At 71.1% G+C, this 18,042-nt stretch carries 12 protein-coding genes; 10 read left to right on the top strand and 2 right to left on the bottom strand.

The genetic code is table 11. The features are described 5' to 3' along the window. Nucleotides 1-256 precede the first annotated feature (256 nt). The 5 genes from OMK64_RS04250 to rplL all read left to right on the top strand — a co-directional run bounded on the left by OMK64_RS04250 (nt 257) and on the right by rplL (nt 5,330). The gene (locus OMK64_RS04250; protein WP_225915920.1) at nt 257-883 is read left to right on the top strand and encodes an RNA polymerase sigma factor; all 627 of its coding nucleotides are present in this window, start codon (nt 257-259) and stop codon (nt 881-883) included. Then, entirely contained in the window at nt 880-1,383 is a 504-nt protein-coding gene (locus tag OMK64_RS04245; protein ID WP_272726729.1) for a carboxypeptidase regulatory-like domain-containing protein, read from the top strand. Before OMK64_RS04250 ends, OMK64_RS04245 begins: the two co-directional genes overlap by 4 nt. A 7-nt stretch (nt 1,384-1,390) precedes the next feature. Beyond that, on the top strand, nt 1,391-4,000 hold the full coding sequence (locus tag OMK64_RS04240; RefSeq protein WP_272726727.1) for a CHAT domain-containing protein: 2,610 nt from the start codon (nt 1,391-1,393) through the stop codon (nt 3,998-4,000). A 307-nt stretch (nt 4,001-4,307) separates the two neighbouring features. Continuing rightward, entirely contained in the window at nt 4,308-4,838 is a 531-nt protein-coding gene (rplJ, locus tag OMK64_RS04235; RefSeq protein WP_272726726.1) for a 50S ribosomal protein L10, read from the top strand. A gap of 99 nt (nt 4,839-4,937) precedes the next feature. Continuing rightward, nucleotides 4,938-5,330: a 50S ribosomal protein L7/L12 gene (gene rplL, locus OMK64_RS04230; protein WP_272726725.1), complete on the top strand. Its 393-nt coding sequence runs from the start codon at nt 4,938-4,940 to the stop codon at nt 5,328-5,330. 119 nt (nt 5,331-5,449) lie between these two features. Here rplL and OMK64_RS04225 read toward each other — a convergent pair whose 3' ends face one another. Continuing rightward, nucleotides 5,450-6,079, bottom strand: coding sequence for a hypothetical protein (locus OMK64_RS04225; RefSeq protein WP_272726724.1), 630 nt, complete (start codon nt 6,077-6,079; stop codon nt 5,450-5,452). Then, a complete protein-coding gene (locus OMK64_RS04220) occupies nt 6,076-6,483 on the bottom strand; it encodes a DUF4383 domain-containing protein (RefSeq protein WP_272726723.1) in 408 nt (135 codons plus the stop codon). Before OMK64_RS04220 ends, OMK64_RS04225 begins: the two co-directional genes overlap by 4 nt. 491 nt (nt 6,484-6,974) lie before the next feature. On the opposite strand from OMK64_RS04220, the gene rpoB reads away from it, so the two are divergent. The 5 genes from rpoB (at nt 6,975) to fusA (ending at nt 17,974) form a co-directional block, all read left to right on the top strand. After that, entirely contained in the window at nt 6,975-10,481 is a 3,507-nt protein-coding gene (rpoB, locus tag OMK64_RS04215) for a DNA-directed RNA polymerase subunit beta (RefSeq protein ID WP_272726722.1), read from the top strand. Nucleotides 10,482-10,594: 113 nt separating this feature from the next. Next, nucleotides 10,595-14,461, top strand: coding sequence for a DNA-directed RNA polymerase subunit beta' (locus OMK64_RS04210; RefSeq protein WP_272726721.1), 3,867 nt, complete (start codon nt 10,595-10,597; stop codon nt 14,459-14,461). Nucleotides 14,462-14,936: 475 nt separating this feature from the next. Continuing rightward, entirely contained in the window at nt 14,937-15,308 is a 372-nt protein-coding gene (rpsL, locus tag OMK64_RS04205) for a 30S ribosomal protein S12 (protein ID WP_013770160.1), read from the top strand. Continuing rightward, nucleotides 15,308-15,778, top strand: a complete 471-nt coding sequence (gene rpsG / locus OMK64_RS04200; RefSeq protein ID WP_013770161.1) for a 30S ribosomal protein S7 — start codon at nt 15,308-15,310, stop codon at nt 15,776-15,778. Before rpsL ends, rpsG begins: the two co-directional genes overlap by 1 nt. Nucleotides 15,779-15,871: 93 nt before the next feature. Continuing rightward, nucleotides 15,872-17,974 (top strand): elongation factor G, encoded by a 2,103-nt coding sequence (gene fusA / locus OMK64_RS04195; protein ID WP_272726719.1) that lies wholly within the window; start codon nt 15,872-15,874, stop codon nt 17,972-17,974. Nucleotides 17,975-18,042 lie beyond the last annotated feature (68 nt).

Genomic DNA, 18,042 nt, shown 5'->3' with positions numbered 1-18,042 from the left:
GAGCGCCTGCGGCCTGCCCAGATACACGTCCGGGGAAGAAATCTTGGTGCACGTGTATCTGGTGGCGGGAGGCCCGCTCCTGAGGGTCGACCCCGGCACGGGGGGACGGGCGCCCGCAGGCGCGCGGGACGGGAGCGCACCCGGTCCGCGCGGGAGCCGGTCAGCTGTCCGTGTCGTCCTTGTCGGGGTTGTCCGGGCCGCCCTACTGTGTCAGGGGCGCGGCCGCCCGACGAGGCCAGCCTGTGAGGGGTCCATGATGAGTGACGACCTGGTGGAGCCGGTGGACGCCGCGCTCCGCGAGGGTGAGGGGCTGGCCGACCAGGCCGCCCGGGCCGTGGTCGCGTACCGCGACGGCGACAGGGCGCCGCTCGCGGCGCTCGTGCACGTGATGACGCCCCTGCTGTGGCACACGGTCCGCGCCCAGGGCGTGGACGCGGAGCAGGCGCAGGACATCGTGCAGAACGTCTGGCTCACCCTCGTCCGTGACATCGAGTCCATCCGCGACCCGCGGGCGACGCTGCAGTGGATGCTCGTCACCGCCAAGCGCGCGGCGTGGCGTGCGGTGCGCCGCACGCGGGAGGACCTGGTGCGGCACGAGCAGGACGAGCACGTGACGGACTGGCTGTCGGCGCCCGCGGAGGACCGTCCGGACACGGTCGCGGTGCGCTCGGAGCGCGACCGGGTGCTCTGGGAGCACGTGGGAACGCTGCCGGACCGCTGCCGCCGGCTCCTGGGCCTGGTCGCGCTGGTCGACCGGCCGGACTACACGGTGGTGTCCCGGGCGCTCGGGATGCCGGTCGGGAGCATCGGCCCGACCCGCGGCCGCTGTCTCGCGAAGCTCCGCCTCGCCCTCTCCAACGACCCCGCCTGGAGCATGTCATGAGCACCGACGAGAGCACCCTCGCCCTGGTCGCCGCGGGTTCGCTGGACGTGGCGGACGTGGAGATCCTCCAGCAGCTCGCGTCGCTGGTCGGCGCGTCGGACCCGGTCCCCGACGGGCTGGTCGACCGCATCGGCATGGCGCTGACGATCGAGGCGCTGCACGCCGAGCTCGCGGAGCTGCACCTGGTCGGTGAGCCGGCGCTCGCGGTCCGTGCGGACGAGACGAGCATCGAGGCCGGCACGATCACGTTCACGACGGACGTGCTCACGGTGATGATCTCGGTGCACCCGGAGGCGGACCGCGTGCGGGTCGACGGCTGGGCCGCACCGGCGAGCGAGCTGTCGGTCGAGCTGCACCAGTCCGGCGACGTGACGACGGTGACGTCGGACGCGGACGGCCGCTTCTCGTTCTCCGACGTCGAGCGGGGACCGGCGCGGCTCGTCCTGCGGCGACCGGAGGAGCCGCAGGTGCCCATCGTGACCCCGCAGATCGAGCTCTAAGTCACCGATGTCGGACCCGGGCGGCCCGGCGGCCGCCGGGCCGCTCACCGTCGACGTGCTCGCCGAGGCGCTGGTGCGCGCCGAGACCGAGAACGCCGAGGGTCGTCCGACGCGTGCCCGCCGACGCCTGCGCCCGCTGCTGCGCGACCTGGAGTCCCTGCCGGGGACGCCGGACGTCGTGCGGCTGCGGGCGCGCGCGCTGGTCGAGCTCGCGAAGGCGGACTTCGAGACGCGTGGCGCCCCGGGTCCGGCGCTCGACGAGCTCGACGCGATGCTCGTCGAGCACGAGCGTGACCCGTCGCGCGGCTGGGCGGGGCTGGTCCCGGCGGTCGCGGGTCTGCGGGGGCTGCTCGCGCTGCGGGCGGGCCGTCAGCACGAGGCGCTGCACTGGCTCGACGAGGCGGTCGCGTCGATCGACGACGCCGACCCGATCGACGCGTGCCGCGTGCTGCTCAACCGCGGGGTCCTGCACTCGGACATGCACCACGTGTCGCTGTCGCGCGCGGACTACGCGGAGTGCGCGCGCCGCTCGCGGCGGGCGGGCTTCGAGCTGCTGACGTTCAAGGCCGAGCACAACCTCGGGTACCTGGACTTCGTCGCCGGGAACCTCCCGGACGCGCTCGCGCGCATGGAGGCGGCGGCGCGGATCCTGCCGGGTCCGCCGCGGCCGACGGCCCTGCTCGACCGGGCGCGCGTGCTGCTGGAGGCGGGCCTGGTCGGCGTCGCGGACCAGACGCTCGCGGAGGCGGCGGCGTCGTTCGAGCAGCACCGTCGGGTCCGTGACGTCGCGGAGTGCGAGCTGGGCCGCGCGGAGTGCGCGCTGCTGCGGGGCGACGTCGCGGCGGCCCGCCGGTTCGCGGCGTCGGCGGAGCGCCGGTTCCGTCGTCGTCGTGAGGACGCGTGGGTCGTGCGGGCGGCGCTGCTCGGGCTGCAGGTGGACGCGGTCGCGTACGCGCAGGCACCGCCCGACGCGGCGACGCGGACCCTGTGGGCGGGGTTGTCGCGCCGCGCGGGCCGGCTCGAGGCGATGTGCCGGGCGTCGGGACGCACGGCGTGGGAGGTCGGGGCGGCGTACGTGCGGATCGAGGCGGACCTGGCGCGCGGCGCCCTCGACGACCCGGAGGCGCTGCTCGAGCAGCTCGGCACGGTCCGGGGGAGCGACCCGATCGCGGTGCGGCTGCACGGGCGCTGGATCCGCGCGAAGCTCGCGCAGGCGGCGGGGGACCGCGCCCGGGCGGCGCGGTTCGTGCACGCGGGCCAGCGCGACCTCGCGCTGCACCGTTCGCGGTTCGGCTCGCTGGACCTGCGCACGGCGGGCGCGGTGCACGGCAGGGCGCTCGCGTCGCTCGACGTCGAGCTCGCGCTGTCGACGGGCCGCGCGACGGCGCTGCTGGACGCGGCGGAGCGGATCCGCGCGGTGATCGGCGGGACGCCGCGCGTCAACCCGCCGAGCGACCCCGAGTCGGCCGCGCTGCTGTCGCAGCTCCGGCGGCTCATCGACGACAGCCGCGGCATCGTCGGCCGCGCGAGCGCCGACCCGCAGCGCACTCGTGCGTTCCGCGAGGCGCAGCGCCTCAAGCACGAGATCCTCGCGCGCTCGTGGCACGAGCGGGGCGAGGCGGGCGACGAGCGCCCGGGGCGCGCGTCGGAGGTGCGGCGGCTGCTCGCGGACCGTCCGGGCAGCGCGCTCGTGGACATCGGCGTGCACCGGGGCGAGCTGCTCGCCGTCGCGGTGACGGCGCACCGCACCGAGCTCCACCGGCTCGGCCCCGCGGCCGACCTGTCGGAGCTGGTGCGCCGCGTGCACGCCGACCTGGAGGTCACGGCGAACCCCCTGGTGCCGGCGGAGCTGCGGGAGGTCGCGCAGCGCGCCCTGCGGCACGGGCTGGCGGCGATCGAGGCACGGCTCGCGCCGCTCCTGGGGGCTCCCGACGAGCTCGTGGTGGTCGCGACGGGCTGGCTCGGCGCACTGCCGTGGTCGATGCTCGCGGCGCGCTCGGGCCGCCCGACGGTCGTCGCGCCGTCGGTGCACCACTGGATCCGCTACACCGGGACGGTCGGCGCGATGCCGGGCCGGGTCACGGCCGCCGCGGGGCCGGGCCTTCGCCACGCCGACGACGAGGTGCGCGAGGTCGCGGCGCTGTGGCCCGACGGCGAGGCCGTGGTCGGGGCCGACGCCACGGTGGCGCGCATGATCGCGCTGCTCGGCTCGCCTGGCGTGGTGCACCTCGCCGCGCACGGCCGGCACGAGCCCGACAACCCGCTGTTCTCGTCGGTCCGGCTGGCCGACGGTCCGCTGTTCGCGCACGAGCTCGACGCCGGTGCGCAGACGCCGGACCTGGTCGTCCTGTCGAGCTGCGAGGTCGGCCGGGCCTCGGTGCGCGCGGGTGGGGAGGCCCTCGGCATGGCGAGCGTCCTGCTGCGGCGCGGGGTCGGATGCGTGGTGGCGGCGATCGCGCCCCTGCCCGACGAGACGGCTCGGCGCGTGATGACCCGGACGCACGTGCTGCTGCGCGAGGGCGCCCCGGTCGCGCGCGCGGTGGCGACCGCGATGGCCGAGGACGCCGAGCGGACGGGCACCGTCGCACCGCTCATGTGCTTCGGCGCGCCGGTCTGACACACGCACCGCGGCGCGCCGTTCCGACGCGCGGACCGGGCCGCACCGCGACGGCCGGGAGGGGTGCGGCGACGCGATTTGGGCGACGCGGCGCGCGTGCCGTACGCTTGTCGGGCCCAAGACCGCCGGTCGTCGGCGTCACGTTCCGTGACCTCGACCGAAGTCCCGCAGCAGCGGAGGCCAGCGCAGGTGAGAGTTCCCCGACGGACCGGCCAACGCTGCGTCCTGACGCCGAGCCCCGCGCCTGCGCGGGGCTCTTTTGTTTGTCGGGGCGCAGACCGGTGGCACCACCATCGGAAGGATTGCCATGGCGAGGCCGGACAAGGCAGCCGCTGTCGCAGAGCTCACGGACCGGTTCCGTGAGTCCAACGCGGCCGTGCTGACCGAGTACCGCGGGCTCACCGTCGCGCAGCTCAAGCGGCTGCGCAAGGCGCTCGGCGGTAACGCAACCTACGCCGTGGTGAAGAACACGCTGACCGCGATCGCGGCCAAGGAAGCCGGTCTGACTGGCCTCGACGACGCGCTCGCGGGCCCGTCGGCGATCGCCTTCGTCACCGGTGACCCGGTCGAGGCCGCGAAGGGTCTGCGTGACTTCGCCAAGGCGAACCCCGCGCTGGTCATCAAGGGCGGTGTCCTCGACGGACGCGCCCTGACCGCCGCGGAGGTCACCAAGCTCGCGGACCTCGAGTCCCGCGAGGTGCTCCTGGCCAAGGCGGCCGGTGCGATGAAGGCCAAGCTCTACCAGGCTGCCTACGTCTTCACCGCGAACACCGCCCAGGCCGCCCGTGTCATCGATGCCCTGCGCCAGAAGCAGGAGTCGGAAGGCGCTGCCGCCTGACCGTCCCGGTCCTCCGGGCGGCGACGCGTCGCGCACACCCCCACATCTGCTTCGGCAGCCGCAGCGGCTGACCGGGCACCAGACGAAAGGAACGCCATCATGGCGAAGCTCAGCACCGAGGAGCTCATCGAGCAGTTCAAGGGCCTCACCCTGATCGAGCTCTCCGAGTTCGTGAAGGCCTTCGAGGAGGTCTTCGAGGTCACCGCCGCCGCTCCCGTCGCCGTCGCCGCGGCCCCCGCCGCCGGTGGCGCGGGCGCCGAGGCCGAGGCCGAGGAGGAGAAGGACTCGTTCGACGTCGTCCTCGAGGCGGCCGGCGACAAGAAGATCCAGGTCATCAAGGAGGTGCGCGCCCTCACGTCGCTCGGCCTCAAGGAGGCCAAGGACCTGGTGGACGAGGCCCCCAAGGCCGTCCTCGAGGGTGTCAACAAGGAGACCGCCGAGAAGGCGAAGGCGCAGCTCGAGGGCGCCGGCGCCACGGTCACCCTCAAGTGATCTGACTCCGGCCCGGTCCTGCGACCGGCACCCGGAGGCGCACTGCACGACAAAGGCCGCACCCCGTCAGGGGGTGCGGCCTTCGTCTTCCCGCGGCGCGGTGCGACGCGGGTGCGGCGTCAGGGGTGACCCGCGTGCCCGCCGAGGCCCGGGAGGCCGGGGAGCCCGTGCGAGCCGTGCGGCTGCGCGTGGGCACCGGCGTCGGTCGCGGCGAGCGCCGGGACCGTCACCACCGCGACGAGCCCCGCGCCCACGACGAGCGCGACGAGCTGCGCCAGCGGACCCGCAGGGGCCCGGCGCCCCGCGCCGTCGTCGCGTCCGAGTCGCAGCCCGCCCGCGACGAGGAGGGCGGCCGCGACCTGGAGGCCGGCGACGGCGACGTCGGCGTGCCCGAGCGGCTCGCCCGTCGCCGGCTGGACGACGAGCCAGCCCGCCCCGCCGACGAGCAGCACCGCGAGCGCCGCACGCGGCAGCGGCACCGGGCCGCGCAGGGCCGCGCACGCCCAGACGAGCTCCGCCACGCCGAGCGCGACGGCGGCGACCGCGACGACGGGCGCGTGGCGCAGGTGCTCGGCCCCGAGCGCGACCAGCACGAGCCCCACGCCGAGCGTCGCGTCGGCGGCGCCGACGCGCAGCGCGACCGCGGCGGGGGACCTTGCGACCGTCCGGTCCGAGGTCGGCGCGCCCGCGACGGGCTCCCGTCGCCCGGCGGCGGGCCGGACGACGGGAGCAGCGGACGCGGTGGTCACGCGGTCGCCCGCGCCGAGGCGGTGCGGTCGGCGCCGAGCCCGACGCCGAGCAGCAGGACCGCGCTCGCGAAGTGCAGGACGTTGTCGGCGCCGTTGAGCGCGAGGATGTTCGCGCCGCTGCCCACGAGGAACAGGCCGAGGACGCCGACGAGCAGGTAGACGGCGCCGACGCCGGTGTTCGCGGCGCGCGACGCGGCGACCGAGGACCGTGCGGCGAGGAACAGCGCCGCGCCGATGAGCAGGTGGACGACGTTGTGGAGGGGGTTGACCTCGAAGAGGATCAGCGGCTCGCCCTCGGTCGACGCGAAGCCGACGCCCGACGTCACGAAGAAGCCGGCGAGGCCGACGAGCAGGTAGACGGCTCCGAAGACCGTGCCGACGATGCGGTTGGGGGACTGCGACATGGCTGCCTCGTTCCCGGGGCGCGTGGCCCCGCCCGGGCGGTCCGCAGGGACCGCGTGCGTGTGGTGCGACGAGGGTTCGCAGCCGGGCGGCGGGCGGATGGGTCGAGACCCGGGCCGGTGGGGGAGGAGGGCGGCGCGTCGCGGCGGCGCGCGGGTCGGAGGGACCCTCTCACCTGCTCCGCTTTCGCGGTCAGGGTGACGTGTGCCACCATGTGCCGCGACGACAGCGTGGTCGTCGGCGCGGGCGAGTCGCCCGCGTGAGCGTGGAGCCGGACGGCGTCGACGAGGACGCGGTGACCGGCCGACGCCGGGTGGACTTTCCCATGCCGGTTGAGTATGCTAGCGCTTTGCGCTGGCCTGTGCCCGCGATCCCGTATAACCCGAGCAGTGGACGTCGTACGTGCGCGACGGTTCCGCAGCTCGCACGGCCGGGGGATCGCGCTCCGCCTGACCTGCGCAGCGTGCACACGATCCGCAGGGAAGGACCCCTCTTGGCTGCCTCGCGCACCCCTTCTGCACCGACCGCTGACGCCATCGCGAACCGCACCGCATCCCGTCGTATCTCCTTCGCCAAGATCCACGAGCCGCTCGAGGTCCCCGACCTGCTCGGCCTGCAGACCGAGAGCTTCGACTGGCTGCTGGGCAACGAGCGCTGGCAGGCCCGCGTGGCCGCCGCCCTCGAGGCCGGCCGCCAGGACGTCCCCGAGACCGCCGGTCTCGAGGAGATCTTCGAGGAGATCTCGCCGATCGAGGACTTCGGCGGCTCCATGTCGCTCTCCTTCCGCGAGCACCGCTTCGAGCCGCCGAAGTACACGGCCGAGGAGTGCAAGGAGAAGGACTTCACGTACGCCGCGCCTCTGTTCGTCACCGCGGAGTTCGTCAACTACACGACCGGTGAGATCAAGAGCCAGACGGTCTTCATGGGCGACTTCCCGCTCATGACCGAGCGCGGCACGTTCATCATCAACGGCACCGAGCGCGTCGTCGTCTCGCAGCTCGTCCGCTCGCCGGGCGTCTACTTCGAGCGCCAGGCGGACAAGACGTCCGACAAGGACATCCTCACCGCCAAGGTCATCCCGAGCCGCGGCGCGTGGCTCGAGTTCGAGATCGACAAGCGCGACAACGTCGGCGTCCGCGTCGACCGCAAGCGCAAGCAGAACGCGACCGTCCTGCTCAAGGCGCTCGGCATGACCGAGGCGGAGATCCGCGAGGAGTTCGCCGCGTACCCGGCCGTCATCGAGACGCTCGAGAAGGACCACGTCCAGACGCAGGACGAGGCGCTGCTCGACCTCTACCGCAAGATCCGCCCGGGCGAGCCGCCGACCGTCGAGGCCGGCCGCGCGCTCATCGAGAACTTCTACTTCAACCCGAAGCGCTACGACCTCGCGAAGGTCGGCCGCTACAAGCTGAACAAGAAGCTCGGCCAGGACGCGCCCCTCGCGGACTCGGTCCTCTCGCTCGCGGACGTCGTCGCGACGATCAAGTACCTCGCGTCGCTGCACATCGACCTGCAGACGCTGCCCGGCACGCGGGCGGGCGAGGCGATCGAGGTGCGCGTCGAGACCGACGACATCGACCACTTCGGCAACCGTCGCATCCGTGCGGTCGGCGAGCTCATCCAGAACCAGGTCCGCACGGGCCTGTCCCGGATGGAGCGCGTCGTGCGCGAGCGCATGACGACGCAGGACGTCGAGGCGATCACGCCGCAGACGCTCATCAACATCCGTCCTGTCGTGGCCTCCATCAAGGAGTTCTTCGGGACGAGCCAGCTGTCGCAGTTCATGGACCAGAACAACCCGCTCGCGGGCCTGACGCACAAGCGTCGTCTGTCGGCCCTCGGCCCGGGTGGTCTGTCGCGCGACCGCGCCGGCATGGAGGTCCGTGACGTCCACCCGTCGCACTACGGCCGCATGTGCCCGATCGAGACCCCTGAGGGTCCGAACATCGGTCTGATCGGCTCGCTCGCGTCGTTCGGGCGGATCAACCCGTTCGGCTTCGTCGAGACGCCGTACCGCAAGGTCGTCGACGGCCGCGTCACGGACGAGGTGCACTACCTCACCGCCGACGACGAGGACCGCCACGTCATCGCGCAGGCCAACGCGCCGCTCGAGGCCGACGGCTCGTTCGAGGAGGACCGCGTCCTCGTCCGCGTCAAGGGCGGCGAGATCGAGTACGTCACGGGCGAGAACATCGACTACATGGACGTCTCGCCGCGCCAGATGGTGTCGGTCGCGACGGCCCTCATCCCGTTCCTCGAGCACGACGACGCGAACCGCGCCCTCATGGGTGCGAACATGCAGCGCCAGGCCGTGCCGCTGGTCCGCTCCGAGGCGCCGCTCGTCGGCACCGGCATGGAGCGTCGTGCGGCGGTCGACGCGGGCGACGTCATCGTCGCGACGAAGCCGGGTGTCGTCACCGAGGTGTCGGCGGACCTGATCGTCGTCGCCAACGACGACGCGACCACGTCGACCTACCGCGTGGCGAAGTTCCGCCGCTCGAACCAGGGCACGTCCTACAACCAGCGCGTGCTGGTCGAGCAGGGCGCGCGCGTCGAGGTCAACTCGGTGCTCGCCGACGGCCCGGCGACGGACGAGGGCGAGCTCGCGCTCGGCCGCAACCTGCTCGTCGCGTTCATGTCGTGGGAGGGCCACAACTACGAGGACGCGATCATCCTGTCGCAGCGCCTCGTGCAGGACGACGTCCTGTCCTCGATCCACATCGAGGAGCACGAGGTCGACGCCCGCGACACGAAGCTCGGCCCCGAGGAGATCACGCGGGACATCCCGAACGTCTCCGAGGAGGTCCTCGCGGACCTCGACGAGCGCGGCATCATCCGCATCGGTGCCGAGGTCGCGGCGGGCGACATCCTCGTCGGCAAGGTCACCCCGAAGGGCGAGACCGAGCTGACCCCCGAGGAGCGCCTGCTCCGCGCGATCTTCGGCGAGAAGGCGCGCGAGGTCCGCGACACGTCGCTCAAGGTGCCCCACGGCGAGTCCGGCACGGTCATCGAGGTGCGCACGTTCAGCCGTGAGGACGGCGACGAGCTGCCCGCCGGCGTGAACGAGCTGGTCCGCGTGTACATCGCGCAGCGCCGCAAGATCACGGACGGCGACAAGCTCGCCGGCCGTCACGGCAACAAGGGCGTCATCTCGAAGATCCTCCCCGTCGAGGACATGCCGTTCCTCGCGGACGGCACGCCGGTCGACGTCGTGCTCAACCCGCTGGGTGTGCCCGGTCGCATGAACGTCGGGCAGGTCCTCGAGACGCACCTCGGGTGGGTCGCGAAGCAGGGCTGGGACATCGAGCTCGCCGAGGGCGACGTGCAGTGGAAGGAGGGCGTGCCCGCGGTCGCGGCCTCGTCCCCGGCCGGCAACCCGGTCGCCACGCCCGTCTTCGACGGCGTGCCGGAGGAGACCCTCACGGGTCTGCTCGGGTCGACGCTGCCCAACCGTGACGGCGACCGGATGGTCCAGCCCGACGGCAAGGCCCGGCTCTTCGACGGCCGCTCCGGCGAGCCGTTCCCGGACCCGGTCGCGGTCGGCTACATGTACATCCTCAAGCTGCACCACCTGGTCGACGACAAGATCCACGCGCGCTCGACCGGTCCGTACTCGATGATCACGCAGCAGCCGCTGGGTGGTAAGGCGCAGTTCGGTGGTCAGCGGTTCGGCGAGATGGAGGTGTGGGCCCTCGAGGCGTACGGCGCTGCCTACACGCTGCAGGAGCTCCTCACCATCAAGTCGGACGACGTGCCCGGCCGCGTCAAGGTGTACGAGGCGATCGTCAAGGGCGAGAACATCCCCGACTCGGGCATCCCGGAGTCCTTCAAGGTCCTCCTCAAGGAGATGCAGTCGCTCTGCCTGAACGTCGAGGTGCTGTCGTCCGACGGCGTCTCGATCGACATGAAGGAGAACGACGACGAGGTCTACCGCGCCGCGGAGGAGCTCGGCATCGACCTGTCGCGCCGCCCCAACGCCAGCAGCATCGAAGAGATCTGACGCCGAGCCTGTCGTGGGCGGCCCCGCCGCCCGCGACAGCGCCCGCACCCCCTTGCACCATTCCGTCCGCCGGGCCTCCTGAAGGACCCGGCAAGCGAAGGAAGTAGGACCCCTTGCTCGACGTCAACGTCTTCGACGAGCTGCGTATCGGCCTGGCCACGGCCGACGACATCCGTGCGTGGTCGCACGGCGAGGTGAAGAAGCCCGAGACCATCAACTACCGGACCCTGAAGCCGGAGAAGGATGGCCTGTTCTGCGAGAAGATCTTCGGTCCCACCCGGGACTGGGAGTGCTACTGCGGCAAGTACAAGCGCGTCCGCTTCAAGGGCATCATCTGCGAGCGCTGCGGTGTCGAGGTCACGCGCTCCAAGGTGCGCCGTGAGCGCATGGGTCACATCGAGCTCGCCGCCCCGGTGACGCACATCTGGTTCTTCAAGGGTGTGCCGTCGCGTCTGGGCTACCTGCTCGACCTGGCGCCCAAGGACCTCGAGAAGGTCATCTACTTCGCGGCCTACATGATCACGTGGGTCGACGAGGAGGGCCGTCACGAGGACCTCCCGAACCTCCAGAACGAGATCGACCTGGAGAAGAAGGAGATCGCGGACCGCCGCGACAACGACATCAACGCCCGCGCGCTCAAGCTCGAGCAGGACCTCGCCGAGCTCGAGGCCGAGGGCGGCAAGGCCGACGCGCGCCGCAAGGTCCGCGACTCGGCCGAGCGTGAGATGGCCCAGATCCGCAAGCGCGCGGACGCGGACCTCGAGCGCCTCGAGAACGTGTGGGACCGGTTCAAGAACCTCAAGGTCGCCGACCTGGAGGGCGACGAGCTGCTCTACCGCCAGCTGCAGGACCGCTACGGCAACTACTTCGAGGGCTCGATGGGCGCCGCGGCGATCCAGAAGCGTCTCGAGGCGTTCGACCTGGAGGCGGAGTCCGACAACCTGCGCGAGATCATCAAGACGGGCAAGGGCCAGCGCAAGACGCGTGCCCTCAAGCGTCTGAAGGTCGTCAACGCGTTCCTCACGACGAACAACTCGCCGACGGGCATGGTCCTCGACGCGGTCCCGGTCATCCCGCCGGACCTGCGCCCGATGGTCCAGCTCGACGGTGGCCGCTTCGCCACGTCTGACCTGAACGACCTGTACCGCCGCGTCATCAACCGGAACAACCGCCTCAAGCGGCTCCTGGACCTGGGCGCGCCGGAGATCATCGTCAACAACGAGAAGCGGATGCTCCAGGAGGCCGTGGACTCGCTGTTCGACAACGGCCGTCGTGGTCGCCCGGTCACGGGCCCCGGCAACCGTCCGCTGAAGTCGATCTCCGACATGCTCAAGGGCAAGCAGGGCCGGTTCCGCCAGAACCTGCTCGGCAAGCGCGTCGACTACTCGGGCCGTTCGGTCATCGTCGTCGGCCCGCAGCTCAAGCTGCACCAGTGCGGCCTGCCCAAGCAGATGGCGCTCGAGCTCTTCAAGCCGTTCGTCATGAAGCGGCTCGTGGACCTCAACCACGCGCAGAACATCAAGTCGGCCAAGCGCATGGTCGAGCGCGCCCGCCCGGTCGTGTGGGACGTGCTCGAGGAGGTCATCACCGAGCACCCGGTGCTGCTAAACCGTGCGCCCACGCTGCACCGTCTGGGCATCCAGGCGTTCGAGCCGCAGCTCGTCGAGGGCAAGGCGATCCACCTGCACCCGCTCGTGTGCGCCGCGTTCAACGCGGACTTCGACGGTGACCAGATGGCCGTCCACCTGCCCCTGAGCGCGGAGGCGCAGGCCGAGGCCCGCATCCTCATGCTCTCGAGCAACAACATCCTGAAGCCGTCGGACGGTCGCCCCGTGACCATGCCGTCGCAGGACATGATCATCGGCCTCTTCCACCTGACCTCCGACAAGGAGGACGCGGAGGGTGCCGGCCGGGCGTTCAGCTCGGTGTCCGAGGCGATCATGGCGTTCGACCAGGGGACGCTCGACCTCAACGCGGTCGTGAAGATCCGGTTCGACGACCTGGTGCTGTCCGAGGAGGACGCCCCCGAGGGCTGGTCCGAGGGCGACACGCTGCTGTTCGAGACGACGCTCGGCCGTGCGCTCTTCAACGAGCTGCTGCCGGTCGACTACCCGTACGAGAACGGCGTCGTCGACAAGAAGCGCCTCTCGGCGATCGTCAACGACCTCGCCGAGCGCTACCCGAAGGTCGCCGTCGCGGCGTCCCTCGACGCGCTCAAGGAGGCCGGCTTCCGCTGGGCGACGCGCTCCGGCGTGACGATCTCGATCTCCGACGTCGCGACCCCGGCCGCGAAGAAGGACATCCTCGAGGAGCACGAGGCGCGGGCCGCCAAGGTCCAGGGCCAGTACGACAAGGGTCTGATCACCGACGACGAGCGCCGTCAGGAGCTCATCGAGATCTGGACCCAGGCCACGGACAAGGTCGCCAAGGCGATGCAGGAGAACTTCCCTGCGCGCAACACGGTGTACCGCATGGTCGGCTCGGGCGCGCGAGGCAACTGGATGCAGGTCCGGCAGATCGCCGGCATGCGTGGTCTGGTGGCCAACCCGAAGGGCGAGATCATCCCGCGCCCGATCAAGGCGAACTACCGCGAGGGCCTGTCCGTCCTCGAGTACTTCATCGCGACGCACGGTGCCCGCAAGGGTCTGGCGGACACCGCGCTGCGGACCGCCGACTCGGGCTACCTGACGCGTCGTCTGGTGGACGTCTCGCAGGACGTCATCGTCCGCGAGGAGGACTGCGGCACCGAGCGCGGCCTGACGATGCCGATCGGCGTCCCGGGCACCGAGGGGCTGCGTCGTCACGACAAGGTCGAGACCTCCGTCTACTCGCGCACGCTGGCGACGGACATCGAGGTCGACGGCGAGCTCATCGGCCACGCCGGTGACGACGTCGGTGACGTGCTCCTGGACCGCCTGCTCGAGTCGGGCGTCGACACGCTCAAGGTGCGCTCCGTGCTCACCTGCGAGTCGCGTGTCGGCACGTGCGCGAAGTGCTACGGCCGTTCGCTCGCGACCGGCAAGCTCGTCGACATCGGCGAGGCCGTCGGCATCATCGCGGCCCAGTCGATCGGTGAGCCCGGCACCCAGCTGACGATGCGGACGTTCCACACCGGTGGTGTGGCCTCGGCCGACGACATCACGCAGGGTCTGCCGCGTGTCCAGGAGCTCTTCGAGGCCCGCACCCCCAAGGGTGAGGCGCCCATCGCGGAGTTCTCGGGCCGCATCGCGATCGAGGAGGGTGACCGCTCGCGGCGCATCGTCCTCACGCCGGACGACGGCTCGGAGGAGATCGCCTACCCGATCACGAAGCGCTCGCGCCTGCTGGTGAACGACGGCGACCACGTCGCGGTCGGCACCCAGCTGGTCCAGGGCGCCGTCGACCCCAAGAAGGTGCTGCGCATCCTCGGCCCGCGTGCCACGCAGAAGCACCTGGTCGACGAGGTGCAGGAGGTCTACCGCTCGCAGGGCGTGGACATCCACGACAAGCACATCGAGGTCATCGTGCGGCAGATGCTGCGGCGCGTGACGGTCCTCGACTCCGGCACCACGGACCTGCTGCCCGGCGAGCTCGCCGAGCGTGCGCGGTTCGAGGACGCGAACCGCAAGGCCGTGTCCGAGGGTGGCCAGCCGGCGTCGGGTCGTCCCGAGCTCATGGGCATCACGAAGGCGTCGCTCGCGACGGACTCGTGGCTGTCCGCGGCCTCCTTCCAGGAGACGACGCGCGTCCTCACCGAGGCCGCGATGTCGGGTCGGTCCGACCCGCTCCTGGGCCTCAAGGAGAACGTCATCCTCGGCAAGCTCATCCCCGCCGGCACGGGCCTGCCCCGCTACCGGAACATCACGGTGGAGCCGACCGAGGAGGCGAAGGCCGAGCTGTACCCGACCTTCGGCTACGACGAGATCGACTTCCCCGCCCTGGGCCTCGGCTCGGGCGAGGCGATCCCGCTCGAGGACATCGACTTCGGCGACTTCCGCTGAGGTCACTGCCTCTCCGACCCGAGGGGGTCCGCCGTCCGCGGCGGGCCCCCTCGGGCGTCCTCGGCCCCGGCCGCCGTCGTGCGGCGGGAGAGCGCTCGGGATGAGCGTGCGCCGGTCCACGGGTAGCGTGGGCAGGTGAGCGCCGTCTCTTTGACGCTCCCGTGGGGGCCCAGGTAACGTAGGACACCGTGCCCGCGCCGTCGGGCCCTCATGCGTGCACTCGGACGTGCCCCCGCTGACGCGGGGGAGCGGGTCGGGAGCACCGGGTGGTTCCCCCTCCACCGCGTCACCTCCGTCACGGAACACCGGACGGGAAGCGCCGCGGAAGGCCGGGGCGACACGCCCGGGCGCGGGGGTCGGTGCGGGACTCGAGACCAGGGACGTAGTCGCGCGACGGGCGACGACCCCCGCACTTGCCGGCCGTCCAGGGTGACGGGTCCGGTCGACCAGAGCTCATCCAACAGACGGAGACGTAGTGCCTACGATCCAGCAGCTGGTCCGCAAGGGCCGGCAGGCGAAGACGAACAAGTCGAAGACGCCCGCCCTCAAGGGCTCCCCCCAGCGACGCGGTGTGTGCACCCGCGTCTACACCACGACCCCGAAGAAGCCGAACTCGGCCCTCCGCAAGGTGGCCCGTGTCCGTCTCTCGAGCCAGGTCGAGGTCACCGCGTACATCCCCGGCGTCGGCCACAACCTGCAGGAGCACTCGATCGTGCTCGTCCGCGGCGGCCGTGTGAAGGACCTCCCGGGTGTCCGGTACAAGATCGTCCGTGGTGCCCTCGACACGCAGGGCGTCAAGAACCGCAAGCAGGCGCGTAGCCGCTACGGCGCGAAGAAGGTGGGCTGATGCCTCGTAAGGGTCCGGCCCCGAAGCGGCCGCTGATCTCCGACCCGGTCTACGGGTCGCCGGTCGTCACGCAGCTGATCAACAAGGTCCTCCTCGACGGCAAGAAGTCCGTCGCGGAGTCGATCGTCTACGGCGCCCTCGAGGGCGTGCGCGAGAAGACGCAGGGCGACCCGGTCGTCGTGCTCAAGCGCGCGCTCGACAACGTGCGTCCCTCGCTCGAGGTCCGCTCGCGCCGCGTCGGCGGTGCCACGTACCAGGTCCCGGTCGAGGTGCGCCCCGTGCGCCAGACGACCCTGGCCCTGCGCTGGCTCACCGACTACTCGCGCGCCCGCCGCGAGAAGACGATGACCGAGCGCCTCATGAACGAGATCCTCGACGCCTCGAACGGCCTCGGTGCCGCGGTCAAGCGCCGCGAGGACATGCACAAGATGGCCGAGTCGAACAAGGCCTTCGCGCACTACCGCTGGTAATCCCAGCCGGTCGCCGCGCCCCGTCCGTGCTGCTCAGCATGCGCGGGCGGGGCGGCGGCACCACCACAAGCCAACCGACAAGGGGCAACTCACGTGGCACTGGACGTGCTCACGGACCTGACGAAGGTCCGCAACATCGGCATCATGGCGCACATCGATGCCGGCAAGACCACCACCACCGAGCGGATCCTGTTCTACACCGGGGTCAACTACAAGATCGGTGAGACGCACGACGGTGCGTCGACGATGGACTGGATGGAGCAGGAGCAGGAGCGCGGCATCACGATCACGTCGGCCGCGACGACCTGCTACTGGAAGAACAACCAGATCAACATCATCGACACGCCCGGCCACGTGGACTTCACGGTCGAGGTCGAGCGCTCGCTGCGCGTCCTCGACGGTGCGGTCGCCGTGTTCGACGGCAAGGAGGGCGTCGAGCCCCAGTCGGAGACGGTCTGGCGCCAGGCGGACAAGTACGACGTCCCCCGCATCTGCTTCGTCAACAAGATGGACAAGCTGGGCGCGGACTTCTACTTCACGGTCAAGACGATCGTCGACCGCCTCAAGGCGAAGCCGCTCGTCATCCAGCTGCCCATCGGCTCCGAGAACGACTTCATCGGCGTCGTGGACCTCGTCGAGCAGCGCGCCCTGGTGTGGCGCGGCGAGACGGCCCTCGGCGAGAAGTACGAGATCGAGGAGATCCCGGCCGACCTCGTCGAGAAGGCGGAGCAGTACCGCGCCGAGCTCATCGAGGCCGTCGCGGAGACCGACGAGGAGCTGCTCGAGAAGTACCTCGGCGGCGAGGAGCTGACGGTCGCCGAGATCAAGGCGGGCATCCGCAAGCTCACGGTCGCCTCCGAGGCGTACCCGGTGCTGTGCGGCTCGGCGTTCAAGAACAAGGGCGTGCAGCCCATGCTCGACGCCGTCATCGACTACCTGCCGACGCCGCTCGACGTGCCGGCCGTCCAGGGCCACGACGCCAAGGACGCCGAGCTCGTCATCGAGCGTCACCCCGACGCCACGGAGCCGTTCTCGGCCCTCGCGTTCAAGGTCGCCGCGCACCCGTTCTTCGGCAAGCTGACCTACGTCCGCGTGTACTCCGGCAAGGTCGAGCAGGGCGCCCAGGTGCTCAACTCGACCAAGGGCAAGAAGGAGCGCATCGGGAAGCTCTTCCAGATGCACTCCAACAAGGAGAACCCGGTCCAGGAGGCGACGGCCGGCCACATCTACGCGTTCATCGGCCTGAAGGACGTCACCACCGGTGACACCCTGACGGACCCGTCGGCGCCGGTGGTCCTCGAGTCGATGACCTTCCCGGAGCCCGTCATCGACGTGGCCATCGAGCCGAAGACGAAGGGCGACCAGGAGAAGCTCTCCGTCGCGATCCAGAAGCTCGCCGAGGAGGACCCGACGTTCCGGGTCAAGCTCGACGAGGAGACCGGCCAGACCGTCATCGGCGGCATGGGCGAGCTCCACCTCGACATCCTGGTCGACCGCATGCGTCGCGAGTTCAAGGTCGAGGCGAACGTCGGCAAGCCGCAGGTCGCGTACCGCGAGACGATCCGTCGTGCCGTCGAGAAGATGGACTACACGCACAAGAAGCAGACCGGTGGCTCGGGCCAGTACGCGAAGGTCCAGATGACCTTCGAGCCGCTGGACCCCGCCGAGGGCGAGCTGTACGAGTTCGAGAACAAGGTCACCGGTGGCCGCATCCCGCGCGAGTACATCCCGTCGGTCGACGCCGGTATCCAGAGCGCGATGCAGCTCGGTGTCCTCGCGGGCTTCCCGCTCGTGGGCGTCAAGGCGATCCTGCTCGACGGTGCGTCGCACGACGTCGACTCCTCGGAGATGGCGTTCAAGATCGCCGGTTCGATGATCCTCAAGGAGGCGGTCCGCAAGGCCGACCCGGCTCTCCTCGAGCCGATCATGGCCGTCGAGGTCCGCACCCCCGAGGACTACATGGGTGACGTCATCGGCGACCTCAACAGCCGCCGCGGCATGATCCAGTCCATGGAGGACGCGACGGGCGTGAAGGTGATCCGCGCCCAGGTTCCTCTCTCCGAGATGTTCGGGTACGTCGGTGACCTGCGGTCGAAGACCCAGGGTCGCGCGGTGTACTCGATGCAGTTCGACAGCTACGCCGAGGTTCCTCGGAACGTTGCCGACGAGATCATCAAGAAGACCCGGGGCGAGTAGTCCCACAGGTCGACACCTGTAGTTCCATCACACAAACCGACCCGTAGGACCGCACGCCTCGCGTCTAC

Origin of the sequence: Cellulomonas fimi, assembly GCF_028527925.1 — a bacterium.
Lineage (GTDB): Bacteria > Actinomycetota > Actinomycetes > Actinomycetales > Cellulomonadaceae > Cellulomonas > Cellulomonas fimi_C.
The sequence above is the reverse complement of the archived record's forward strand: the minus strand, read 5'-3'. Positions and strand labels throughout refer to the sequence as shown.